Origin of the sequence: Acinetobacter baylyi DSM 14961 = CIP 107474 (assembly GCF_000368685.1) — a bacterium.
In the GTDB taxonomy this organism is placed as follows: domain Bacteria; phylum Pseudomonadota; class Gammaproteobacteria; order Pseudomonadales; family Moraxellaceae; genus Acinetobacter; species Acinetobacter baylyi.
On sequence record NZ_KB849625.1, the window covers coordinates 16985 to 30033 of the forward strand.

The 13049-nt window shown below is 41.4% G+C and carries 10 protein-coding genes; 4 read left to right on the plus strand and 6 right to left on the minus strand.

Going from position 1 to position 13049, the window contains the following annotated elements:
- Positions 1-13 precede the first annotated feature (13 nt).
- Together F952_RS02090 and F952_RS02095 are read right to left on the minus strand one after the other, a co-directional pair.
- Positions 14-1795 carry an extracellular solute-binding protein gene (locus F952_RS02090; RefSeq protein ID WP_227499430.1) on the minus strand — a complete coding sequence of 594 codons (1782 nt, stop codon included), beginning with the start codon at positions 1793-1795 and terminating at the stop codon, positions 14-16.
- 81 nt (positions 1796-1876) lie between these two features.
- Entirely contained in the window at positions 1877-5098 is a 3222-nt protein-coding gene (locus F952_RS02095) for a LysM peptidoglycan-binding domain-containing protein (RefSeq protein ID WP_004921439.1), read from the minus strand.
- A 211-nt stretch (positions 5099-5309) separates the two neighbouring features.
- On the opposite strand from F952_RS02095, the gene dnaQ reads away from it, so the two are divergent.
- From dnaQ to nudC, 3 genes are all read left to right on the plus strand, one after another.
- Positions 5310-6662, plus strand: coding sequence for a DNA polymerase III subunit epsilon (gene dnaQ, locus F952_RS02100; protein ID WP_004921442.1), 1353 nt, complete (start codon positions 5310-5312; stop codon positions 6660-6662).
- 115 nt (positions 6663-6777) lie between these two features.
- Complete coding sequence (locus F952_RS02105; protein ID WP_004921446.1) at positions 6778-8418, plus strand: hypothetical protein; 1641 nt, start codon at positions 6778-6780, stop codon at positions 8416-8418.
- Positions 8418-9167: an NAD(+) diphosphatase gene (nudC, locus tag F952_RS02110; protein WP_004921449.1), complete on the plus strand. Its 750-nt coding sequence runs from the start codon at positions 8418-8420 to the stop codon at positions 9165-9167. The genes F952_RS02105 and nudC overlap by 1 nt, the downstream gene beginning before the upstream one ends.
- 11 nt (positions 9168-9178) lie before the next feature.
- Here the strand turns inward: nudC and F952_RS02115 are convergent, their stop codons facing one another.
- The 4 genes from F952_RS02115 to F952_RS02130 all read right to left on the minus strand — a co-directional run bounded on the left by F952_RS02115 (position 9179) and on the right by F952_RS02130 (position 12191).
- Positions 9179-10063: an alpha/beta hydrolase gene (locus F952_RS02115; RefSeq protein WP_004921453.1), complete on the minus strand. Its 885-nt coding sequence runs from the start codon at positions 10061-10063 to the stop codon at positions 9179-9181.
- The gene (locus F952_RS02120; RefSeq protein WP_004921455.1) at positions 10053-10748 is read right to left on the minus strand and encodes a BON domain-containing protein; all 696 of its coding nucleotides are present in this window, start codon (positions 10746-10748) and stop codon (positions 10053-10055) included. The genes F952_RS02115 and F952_RS02120 overlap by 11 nt, the downstream gene beginning before the upstream one ends.
- Before the next feature lie 85 nt (positions 10749-10833).
- Positions 10834-11256 (minus strand): YraN family protein, encoded by a 423-nt coding sequence (locus tag F952_RS02125; protein ID WP_004921458.1) that lies wholly within the window; start codon positions 11254-11256, stop codon positions 10834-10836.
- Entirely contained in the window at positions 11256-12191 is a 936-nt protein-coding gene (locus F952_RS02130) for a penicillin-binding protein activator (RefSeq protein ID WP_004921461.1), read from the minus strand. Before F952_RS02130 ends, F952_RS02125 begins: the two co-directional genes overlap by 1 nt.
- Positions 12192-12203: 12 nt before the next feature.
- Between F952_RS02130 and rsmI the strand changes: the two genes are divergently transcribed.
- Entirely contained in the window at positions 12204-13049 is an 846-nt protein-coding gene (gene rsmI / locus F952_RS02135; RefSeq protein WP_004921464.1) for a 16S rRNA (cytidine(1402)-2'-O)-methyltransferase, read from the plus strand.

Below are 13049 nucleotides of genomic sequence, written 5' to 3' on the forward strand. Positions count from 1 at the left end.
CTACTTTGTATCGCTATTTTTTACGCAAATAATCGGCAACTTTTTTTGCCTTGTCAGGGTTTGACCACCAATAATCGAAACCCACCGACAGCTTAGGGCTCTGCTTCGGACGTTCATACATATCCCAATAAGCGTACCAGTTTCCATCTTTGCCATAAGTGAGAATCTGGTAATACCCTGCACGCAATAAACGATCCAAAACCTTGGTATTGATGATCAATTCTTCACGACTTTGTGAGTGAATGACTCGCTCAATAACGGCATCAATAACGGGATCTTTAATGCCAGAATAATTGTAATTACCTGCCTGATCTGCAGCAGCACTGCCCCAAAATTGAGATTGCTCATTTCCTGGGCTCAAAGATTGTGGCAACGCCATAGTCGTTAGATCAAAATCGTTACGGCGCATTCGCTCTACATACTGCGGTGTATCGACTAATCGAATATTGACCGTAATGCCCAAGCGTTTTAGATTTCGAATAAAAGACATTAATGTACGTTGCAAGCTATCCTGATGAATCAAAAGCTCGAATTGAACAGGTTTTCCCTGTCGATCTCGTAATTGGCCATTCTGAACACGATAACCCGCATCAATCAATAGCTTTCGGGCATTGAGTAAACTTGAACGATTAAAACCACTTGCATCGGAAGCAGGATATTTCCATTCTGACAACACCCCCTGCCTAACGATCGGGTTCAGGCGTGACATAAAAGGCGCCAATACCTTTAACTCGGCTGGACTTGGCTGACCAGTCGCTGCAAGCTCACTGTTATTAAAATAACTTTGTAGGCGCTGATACTGCCCATAAAACAGGGCTTTATTTTGCCACTCAAAATCATAAGCATAGGTTAAGGCGCGTCTCAGACGAATATCATTGAGTGGCGCATGACGTGTATTAAACACAATGCTTTGAGTTGTCATGGGATTTTCATGTTTGAATTTATACTTTTTAATCAAACCAGCCCGAAAGGCAGGGAAATCGTAACCGGTCACCCATTTGCGCGCTGTAAATTCCTCATGCAGTGTAAATTGACCAGATTTAAAGCCTTCGAAGGCAATATCCAGATTGCGATAATATACATATTTAAGACGCTCAAAGTTGTAACGCCCACGGTTCACAGGCAAATCTTTACCCCAATAATCTGGATTACGCTTATAGGTGATACTTCGGCTCGGATCAATTCTTTCAATTAAATAAGGCCCCGAACCCAAAATCGGTTGTAAAGTCACGCGAGTAAAATCTCGATTCTTCCAATCCTTTTGCGAGTAAATGGGCAAACTTGCCAAAATCAGCGGCATTTCTGCATTATTTTGAGACTTGAAACTAAACTTGACGCGGTATTTAGACAATACTTCTGTCTTTGCCAGATCACTGATATACATCTGTAGCCCAGGATTGGCTTTGCTCTGGTAAGTATCAAAACTGAATTTTACATCCTGTGCTGTAACAGGTGTTCCATCACTAAATCGGGCTTTGGGGTTTAATTCAAAAATGACAAAATGGGTTTGCTCTGGATCAAATGTCGCGGTTTTGGCCAGTAAGGGATACATAACACCTGGTTCATCAAGTGAACTTGACATCAGGCTATCAAATACATAATTGATGCCATCTGTCGAACTTCCTTTACCATTCATACTGTTGAGGTTATCAAAAGTTCCGTTGCTGGACTGACTCAAGATTCCACCTTTAGGCGCATCAGGATTGGCATAAGGCATGCTAGCTATACCTTTATACTTTGCCTGTGTATGAATCGCAATATAGGGTGTGGTTTGAATTGCTGCAAACCCATTCATTGAAAAAACACCTAGCCCCACAAGGAGGCTAAGTGTTTTAAAGAAAAATGCCTGACTATGGCGCATCAATCATCCTGAGTTTTATAAATTAGGTACTTTTATCACATCACCAATACGCAAACTCGTTGACGGTTTAAGTCCATTCAAATCTGCTAATTCGGCCAATGCCATACCATACTTACTTGCAAGACCATTCAAGGTGTCTCCACGCTTAATCTTGTACTCAGTCACGGTTTTAGGAATCTGAATTGTTTGACCACGCTGTAAACTGGCACGCGCACTCAAATCATTCAAATCTGCAAGTTCTTTGCTAGACAACCCTAAACGACTTGAAATACTGTGCAAAGACTCTCCTGCTTTTACCGTATAGTCTTCGGTTTTACCTGAACTTTTTGAAACAGTTTTAGATTTGCTATCCGTTTTACTGGCAGCAACCTTTTCAATATCACCAGTCAACTTAATTTTTTGTCCAGCTTGCAAAGTAGAATGACGCAATCCATTGATTTGCATGAGGTCATCAACCTGAAGGCTATAGCGGTTTGCAATATTTCCCAAGGTATCGCCAGATTTAACCGTATAGACGTCTGGTATTTCGTTGTCTTTGGCTTTGCTCTTTGCAGTCGAGTGAGCAGATGGCTCACCTGTCAGTTTTAGCTTTTGTCCAACACGTAAACCCGCATTCCGATTTAAACCATTCAAGTCGGCTAACACATCGAGTTGCAGATTAAATTTGCTGGCAACTGCATTCAAGCTATCACCAGATTGCACTACATACTCATCAGGGATGGTTGAACCCGCAGGTATCTTTATGGTTTGGCCCGCTCTCAATCCTGTAGCCGATTTCAGATTATTCAGTTCCAACAATTCGCTCAGACTAATTTTAGATGCTGTCGCGATACTGGATAGCGTTTCACCACGTTGCACTTTATAGTTTTCAGTTTTTACCGAAGGCACAGCTTTAGCAGACTTGGCATTCAGCTTGCTATCATCTTCGCCAACTTCATGTAGTGGTACATTAATTTTTTGACCAATGTACAAATTACTGCCAGCGTTTAAACCAGTCGTTAAATCTGCTAACTCCTGATTGGATAAGCCATAACGCTCTGCAATCTGCTTAAGATATTCACCACGTCTCACAGTATAAAGTTTGGTTGGAACTTGTTTGGCTGTTTTACTCTCTGCTGTATGACGAGCAGACGTTGTGGATGACGTCTTTTTATCTTTGAGCGTAAGCTTTTGACCTACGAATAAACCACTCGTCACATTCAAATCGTTGAGATCTGCCAGTTGCTTAACGGTAAGGCCAAACTGCTCTGCAACGCCGGTTAAGCTATCATTGGCCTTCACGGTATAGCTGTCAGGTGTTGTATCAGACTTAGCAGGCGAATCGATTTGCGGCTTGGCATCATATAAATATAATGACGTTCCTGCATACAGTGTGCGATTTGGATCAATCTGGTTCCAGTTGGCAATATCACGCCAGCTTACGCCATTTTTCATGGCAATAATCGCTAATGTATCCCCTGAAACTACTGTATAAGTCGAACGTTTACCTTTTGGCTGCACGACCACAATATCGGTATCGGTCTTGATATAAGGTTTATTGCTATTACGCTGTACGTCCTGATCAGAAGCACTGACATTGTCAGCCAGCGCTTTAGGATAAGCAAACTCTTTGGTAACTTCCTTGCCTTGCTGGTCTGCAACAGATTGACTGGTCTGAATTGCAGTCAGCTTAATCTTGCCATCCAATGGATCAACAATCTGCGTTCCTTTTGGCACAATTGCAGAAAGCTCTGCAAGCACCTGATCTTTTTCAGCCTGCGTTGGCTGTGGTTCCAGTGCCTGTTTGACACTTTCCTTTTCACCTTCTGCCCGAATTACAGCCACAATATCCTGACGTTCAGCTTTTGAGATAGGCGGTTCGATGGCGACTTGTTTTACATTTGTTGCAGGTGTTACAGCAACAGGGATACGTGGTGCACTGGGGATATCTGCACTTGCAGCAAATTGGGCTAAAGCATCGGCACCTTTAGGTGTTGCAGATTTTCTGATGGATGACGAAATACTCGATACCGTTGAACTTACGGTCGGTCTGCTTGCACTTGCTGTCATCACTGGAGGACTGGTCTTTGTCGTTGCCAGTGGTTGACCAGAATTACTATTTCGTGGTGTTGTGCTAATGCTCACTGTAGGAGTCGGTTGTACAGGTGCTGAAGATGATGCCCAAAGCCCAGAATTCCCTGAAGGTTTAAGTGCTTTAAGTTTGTTATCTATAGATGGACTTAAATCTGCTGGTATCAAAATACGCATTGGGCTGGCTGGGTCAATGACGTCACCACGATAACCTGGATTAAGCGCATATAGCTCAGTTCGACTCAAACCTGTAACTGAAGAAATTTGGTTTAAATCAACTGCACTATTAAGTGTCACTTCTCTAAAGTGAGGTCGGTTGGCAATGGGTGGTAAAGATACGCCATATGCTTTTGGGTTTTTGATGATCTGTGCAACAGCCAAGAACCGAGGTACATAGTTCATCGTTTCGCCAGGTAACTTGAGTGACCAGTAATCGGTTGGCAAGCCTGCTGCCTGATTGCGGTTAATCGCCTGCTGGATACGACCTGGCCCAGCATTATAAGCAGCTAATGCCAGCTCCCAAGAACCAAACTGATTATATAAGCTTCCCAAGAACTCATAAGCCGCACGCGTCGATTCCACCACGTCACGGCGTCCGTCATATAGGCTGGTTTGACGCAAGCCATAAATACGACCTGTACTTGGAATAAACTGCCATAAACCTGCTGCGGCTGCACTACTTGTGGCAGCAGGGTCATACGAACTCTCAATCACAGGTAAAAGTGCTAATTCGGTTGGTAAGCCTCTACGTTCGGCTTCCTTCACTGTATGATACAAATAACGGCTGGCACGTGCACTTAAACGATCCAAATACGGTTGACGTGAAATAAACCAGCTTCTTTGTGCTTCAATTCTCGGATCCCAATGCGTCTCATCCATCTTAAAGCCGACGGTCATACGTTTCCACACATCACCATGCTTAAGAATCAATAAACGATCACCCTCTACAGCACGCATGTCTGTTGCAGAAAGTAGATCTTCCAAAGAATCGAGACTACTGGCATCAAGAAAACCCGATCCAACGTTTTTAGTGGTCTTGGTATGTGTTGTTTGCGGTGTTGAAGAACATCCTGTCAGACCCAATGCTGCAATCGCAGAACCAAGTACCGTAAATTTGAAAAGTGAGGCGACTGAAAAAGGCCACATCATTGTGGTAGATTTATACATAAGATGTTCCAAACAACTCGCGTAAAGTTTAATTCTTTAAATATGCCATTGTAGTGAAGCATGCCATCGAGACAAGGCAATAATTTAGCGTGATTTGCGTGGAAATGTTACAAGAAATTAAAAAAACTGCCGCTTTTTAGCAGAGAACTTACCCATTTGCATATACAATACCAAGACTTATCTTCGTTTTTCTGTGTCGGGTTCGGTAATTATGTCACAAACAATCACGCTTTATGTTGATGGCGCCTGTAAAGGAAATCCAGGCTTAGGTGGTTGGGGCGCGTATGTCATCACAGAGCAAGGCGAACATAAATTATGTGGTGGTGAAGCAGAAACGACCAATAATCGCATGGAGCTTACTGCTGCAATTGAAGGAATACGCTTTTGCCCTCAAGATGCCTCCCTGATTATTTGGACAGACTCCAATTACGTTAAGCAAGGTATTACCGAATGGATTCATGGCTGGAAAAAGAAAAACTGGAAAGATGTAAAAAATCCTGATTTATGGCAAATCCTCGATCAACTTTGTCAGGGTAGGCAAATTGAGTGGAACTGGATTAAAGGTCATGCGGGGCACGCTGGAAACGAAATGGCAGATGAGTTAGCCAATCTTGGCGCAAGCCAAACTGCGGCTCAATTAAAGTCAGGCTCGGTAGCAGCAATTGATAAAAAAAAACCTCAAAATGACTGGTTGCTCGACGATCCATTTGGCTTTGACATGATGACGAACGATATGGATACAGACGACACTTTGCAAGAAACAGAATTACAAAAACATGTAGATCCGCGGTTAGAAAATGAAATACCTGAAACGTCAACAGAGAGCCTACATCCTCAAATTGTCATGACACCTGCCAAAATACAGGCTCAGGGTCCGCGTCAGCTCATTTTGGATACAGAAACAACGGGCTTTTATTTTCAGGACGGAGATCGAATTATTGAGGTAGGCGCGATTGAAATGATCAATCGTAAACTCACTGGAAGTTCAATCCACATTTATATCAATCCTGAAAAACCTGTTGGTGATTCGGTGGACGTCCATGGAATTACCGATGAATTCCTACTTGATAAACCCAAATACGCTGAAATTGCAGAGCCTTTATTTGAATACTTAAAAGGCGCAGAGATTATTGCCCATAACGCAAGCTTCGATATGAACTTCTTGGACATGGAGTTTAAACGTGCGGGTTTACCGACACTATCCGAAGTGTGTGAAGTGACAGATACATTAGCACTGGCAAAAAATAAACATCCAGGGCAAAAAAACTCACTTGATGCATTGGTTAGACGATACGAAATACCAGCACGGGATCGTACTTTTCACGGTGCATTACTTGATGCCGAAATTCTGTCTGATGTGTATTTAGCCATGACGGGTGGACAGGTTTCATTTGATATGGATGCCCTGTCACAACGTGAACAAAATCAGAGAAAAGGCCAACGGGCTCGGATTGAAGCTGATTTACCTGTCATTCGGCCCTCAGCCAACGAACTCGAAAAACATAATGAATGGGTCAAAAGCTATCAGGAAAAAAATGGCGAGCCATGTCTATTTGCCAAATAAGCAAAAGATTTTCAAATGCGAATGATGCAAGCAGATAAACTTCAGGTATATTCAATCTATTGATTCATTCGCGCCTCACTGGACGCTTAAAACATTATAAAATGGTGCAGTTTTTATGTCTTCACAAGTTTCTATTCGCTTCGATCCTTCAGCATTACTGATTATAAAAAAAGAAATTGATCATGCGATTCAACTGATCGAGATTGCAATTCAAACCTTGAATGATGAACAGAAAGTTCCTTTTGAACTAGAAGAAACCTTAGAACAGTTTGATCAATGCGCGCGAGTACTTTTACTCATTGATATGGGGCATCTTGCTCAGATGATTGAGTATTTATCCATGTTAGTGCGCAAAATCATGGCCAATCCTGAGCTGGTAGACACACAGCAAATGATGGCACTGAGCGAAGGCACCACCATGCTGAAACGGTATATCGAATTTACCTGTCTGCATGAAGTAAAAGCACCCCAATTTTTACTTGATACCTTAAATCGTCTGGAACTCGCACTTGATAAGCCTTTAACCAAAGAAGGCCAACGTTTAATTCCCCGTCTTAATGCATTTAAAAGTGATTTATCTTTACCTTCACCACCAAAGCTTGAAAAATCCCAATACGTTCATCAGCTTTTTAAACACAGTCTCTATAAACTGATTCGTCATACAGAAACGTCACTTGACCTTCAGGCCATTAAATTGATTGGGGCTTATCTGGCAAGCGATGCCAAGAAACGTTCATCTCAACAGTACTGGCAACTGGTCTATGTCGCATTTGGTCATATTGAAGAATTGATTTTAAGTGATGCTCGCCTCAGAACCCTTATTCAGCTTGAAACCAATATCGGACATTTTTTACAACAACCAGAGCAGTTTCAAGCTTCCGTCTCGGACTTAGCCGACATCATCAGCCTATGTGTTAGTCAAGATGATGCCATTTCAGAATTATTGCGCCGTCAGCTTAGAATTGGCGATGAACAGCTTACTGACGCACAGTTACAAGTACTCAGCAGCCACCTGTATGGCCCAGATTATGAAACCATTCACTGTATTTGTGAGCTGATTACCGATTCAATGACACACATTCGCAATGACATCGAATATAACTATCAAAATATGTCGCCTGAAAAAATTCAGGACATACAAAATCAGTTGCATCATATTGCCAATGTGTTTCAGGTATTAAACTTACATGAAGCGAATAAAGCGTTATCCAAGCAAGCTGAACACTTAAGCCAGCCAGATATTCTGACCAATGAAGGCTACGCACAACAACTGATGCGAAGCATTCTCTCTGCCATGAATTCGTTGGGTATTCTACAACGTAACTATACATCAAACCGTTTACAGCTTCGTGCACACAATATGGCTATCTCGCTAGATCGTCTTGATGATGCACATTCTGCGCTTCTGCATGAAACCAAACTTCTGGTCAATACAACCGCCCAATCTCTTGAGCAGCAACAAATAAATGAACTTGATCTTACTAGCCTTAGTTCTCAGCTCAAGGAACTCTCAGGTGCAGCATTATTTTTAGGCGCCAAGGAGCTGGCTAAAGCACTTACTGACAGTGCCGGGTTTATTAAAATTCAGCAACAACAGCATATTTTTCTGTCGCCAGAAAATATCACCACACTCCTCAATATACTGGCTTGTTTAGACCTTTTTGTAGACAATTTAAAAACCAAACAGCCTGTTTTAAAATCAACCTTTGAGGTAGCATTAAGAAACGCCTCCCAATTTCAATCAACGGTTGCCTAATGTCTGAGTTATCACTTGCTTATATTTTTCATAATCAACAACTTCTTGTAAATGAAAAGCTAGAACTACCCAAAGTTGAAACCTTAGCAAGTGATTTACAATTTGGAAGCGGTGATAACGTCATTGCACGAGATTTAGGCGCTGATGAAACAATTCCTGAAGGCTGGCATCTGGTTTCTATTCGCCAACTGATTTCATCATGGTCAACTGAAGAATTCATGCGTGCTAGTCGTGCCGTACAATTGCTCGAATGGCGCCGCAATCACAAATTTTGTAGTCACTGTGGCCATGAAACAGAAATCCATCCTACCGAATACGCCATGGTATGTCCTGCTTGTCAATATCGCCAGTATCCACGTGTTCAACCTTGTGTAATTACTGTCATTACCCGAGGTGATAATGAAATTCTACTGGCTAAGAATGCCAATAATAAAAGTAACATGTATGGATTAATTGCAGGTTTTGTCGAAGTTGCAGAAACTCTCGAAGAGGCAGTGCAACGAGAAACGCTTGAAGAAGTGGGTTTAAAGCTTAAAAATATTCGCTATCTGGCCAGCCAGCCTTGGCCTTTTCCAAGTAATTTAATGCTGGCCTTTCATGCCGAATATGAATCAGGTGATATCAAACTTCAGGAGGAAGAAATTAGCGACGCTCAATTCTTTAAATTTGATCAGTTGCCAGAAATTCCTTTTAAAGGAAGTATCGCCCACGCCATGATTATGCATGTGATTCAAAAACAGCCCATTTAATGGGCTGTTTTTTACGCTGGGTGCGTTTCTTTTAATAAGTTTAATAATGTACGTTTAGTCTTAAAATACTGACTAAACAGGCTTGATAATGTCGCAATAATGGTCACATGACCTGTTTTTGCAATTACTGCAACATGACTGTGGTTACCAGCCTGTAATAGTTTTTGGTGCATATCAAAAGTATTACTTTTTTTCACGATTTGATCATTTTCGGCCAAAAAAAGATAATGTTTGATTGAGTTTGTTTCCACAAAATAAAAAGGCATTACCTCTTGATAGGGCACACTCTGGTCAAACGCATCTTGCGCTAAGGGATCCCCTTTATAATCAAAATGATACGGACCAGCAAATCCAACAATGGCTTTGATCTGATCTCGACAATGTATAGCTTGCTGTTGTGGATGGTAAACAACCGACATCACATTAAATGCGCCTGATGAGTGTCCCATTAAAATGATATGTTGCGTAGAGATATTTAAACGCTGTTGATGTTGATTCAGATAGTTGAGTGCCTGCGCAATATCATCGATATACACTGGAAAAATCGATTGTGGCGCTAGATGATAGTTGATGACTGCAACATCATAACCCGCTCGTGCTAAGCTTTCGCCAATAAAAACATAGTCTTTTTTATCGCCATGCTGCCATGCCCCACCATGAACAAAAACAATTAGAGGCCGATGGGCTAAGGTTTTTTTTGCACGATATAAATCCAGCCGCTGCCGAGATTTGAGACCATAGGCAATATTTTCAACCAATTCAAAACTAGTTCTAGGGGTTAAACGGTTGAGTGCATAACTTCCCAGATCATAGAAACGAAATGATTTATATTGCTCTTTGACACGTTCAATCTGTTTGTTCAATTGCTCGACATAAAATTGTGGATTATTGAGCATTCGTTGGTGTACCTTGATCAGGATCAATCGCTACAGGGGTTTGCACTACAGGCTGGGTATTGTTGACTAAAGGCGTTGCCATAGTAGAGCTGGTCACGGTCCCATTAGCAGGTTGTTCAATATTATCAATCAATGTCACAATTTTGGTGACATTCCCTACCTTTTGTAATACATCATTCAAGTCCGCAATTTCAGCGTTGTTTAAACGTCCCATAACGTAAAGTACACCATCCTCGGTATGCAACATGACTTTATTGTCAGATACTACAGGCGCACGCATGAGTAAAGCACGTGTATTCGCTGTTACAGCCGTATCTTGCATAATCGTGGAATATCCAATCTGTGGACCAACGGTAATATAATTATGTACCGTTTTTACATCACTCATGGATTTCACATTATCTTCGGCCAACTGTCGCAAGTTTTCATCAGCAACTTGTCCTGTCAAAAGAACGTTGCTATGAAAGCTTTCAATATTGACGCGAGATTGTTTAAAACGCGGATCAAGTTTATAAAGATTGATACTCGCTGTTCGTTTAATAGAAGAGTCAATAAACACTTGGCCTAAACTACGCGCACCACTTTCTGTTCCTACAGGCGCAGAACCCGTTCCGCCAGAAATAAAACTCGCACAACCAGATAAACTTGCTACGCATACCATCGTTACTGCAATTCGCTTAAACACTGCGCAAGACTCCCTATCAACTCGCTTAAAAACAATGTACTGATTTTTTAGGCATTTACATCATCCAAAGATTAATAAACTCTGATTACAAAGTAAATGCATTTTCAATCCATTGCTGATCATAGCGAAGTTTGGAAAAATCTTGCTGTACTGTTTTTGCAATTTTATGCGGAAAATCAAAACAAATGACATCAAAACGACAGTAAAACTGTTGATAATCTGGATATCGATTTAAAAAATACTGTGCTGTTTTGATAATTTTCCTTTGCTGAGATACCAGAAGTACCTCATTGGCAGCGGCATAGCTTCCTAGAGTTCGTGCTTTTACTTCTACAAAAATGAGCTCATCAGCCTTTGCCACAATCAGATCAATTTCACCGACACGTGAATGAAAATTACGTATAACCAATTTAAACCCATTCGCTTGTAGTATATTCAGTGCCTGATTCTCTGCCCATTTACCTAGGTGATGTGCATGTATATCTTGAACAGGTTTCATATCTGGCATTATAAAACCTTAATCGATTGCTTGATCTTTTGATAACAATGTACCGAACGCTGCACCCGCTCTGAATTTACATCTAGGTCTCCTGTTCTTCCCTTTAAAGTAAAGTTTTGAATTAAAGGCGTAGACACATACAATTCTGTTAGCATCCAGGCATCGCCGCCAAATGCAATTAGACGCTGATAAGGCATAGGTTCTGGCTTTTGTAAATACGCATGATAAACATCAGGCCATTGCTGTTCATACAGTGCCGGTACATCACAGAATTTTAAGCCCTCTGGAATAGGTTTATCATGAACAATCGCAATGGCTTGTGCATAAATTCCTTGTTTTGGAAGTTTCTGTAATTGGTTGATCCAAGTAGAATCACCCATCAGTAATAATCCCTGACCTTTTTTAAGTTTTTGCGGTACTTGCTCCAGCAAATGGATGTTTTGACCAAACTGGGATACCACCGACATAAAATAAAGCTCTGTGTCTGCCTCTCGCCCTTGCTGACGTAGCACAAAAAGCTCCTGAATTTTATCTTTTTGCAGCATTTTCACCATAGAATTGGCATCGTCTTGTTTAGACAGACTAAATTGCACCACATTGGTTGCTTGCGCACTTACCTCATTGAGGGTCAAAACCTTAACTTTAGGGTTTAGCTTGATTACGTCTTCGACATCCTGTCTTGCCAATGGCCCAACCACCATTTGTGTTTTTTTACCGACATTTTGTTTAAAAACAGCTTTCATGTTGCGTTGATCGGAATTGACAAATTTTAGTGCAACCTTTTGATCAGAAAGTGCGTATGCACTTAAAAAACCATGCTTAATGCTGGTCGCGGCTCGCGCCATTGGACCCGTTTCAGGTAGAATGACCACAACTTCGGCATATGCCTGAGATGTAAAAGCTGCAAGAGAAATCAGCAGCCAACTGTTTTTATTATTTAGCATGGAGTAAACCTTATGAGTGCTCAGTTATTTGTAGTAGCAACCCCTATTGGGCACTTAGATGACATGACATTTCGTGCCATCGAAATATTAAAATCTGTTGCTTTAGTTGCTGCAGAAGATACGCGTCAATCTGCTCAGTTATTTAAGTACTATAATATAGCAACTCCACTGACAGCATGCCATGATCATAATGAAAGTAATAAAATTGATCAATTGATTCAACGTCTTAAGTCTGGTGAAAATATTGCATTAATTAGTGATGCAGGTACGCCATTGATCAGTGATCCTGGTTTCAAGCTGGTACGTGCTGCTCAGGAAAATCAAATTCGAGTGGTTCCTGTCCCTGGTGCCTGTGCTGCAATTGCTGCACTCAGCGCGGTAGGTTTACCAAGTGATCGCTTTAGTTTTGAAGGTTTTTTACCTTCCAAGTCTTCTCAGCGCTTACTTCAGCTCGAAAAACTCAAAGATGAGACTCAAACCCTGATTTTTTATGAAGCACCGCATCGAATTCTAGATTGTGTCACCGATATGATGCATATCTTTGGTGAGGATCGTCCTGTTGGATTTGCACGTGAAATCACTAAAACCTTTGAAACCATTAAAAAGATGACATTGAAAGAACTGGTGAGTTTTATCCAGAATGATCATCATCAGCAAAAAGGCGAAATTGTACTTATTGTAGGGGGCAACCCAGTCAATAAAGATGTCGATCAAGATCAACTTGATCAACTCCTTCTCAGATTATTACAAGACCTCTCGGTTAAGGCTGCTTCACAGCTTGCAGCGGATTTGACTGGCATTAAAAAGAAAATTGCCTACCAGCGTGCCCTCGAGCTCACTCAAAACCAAGAAAGCTAA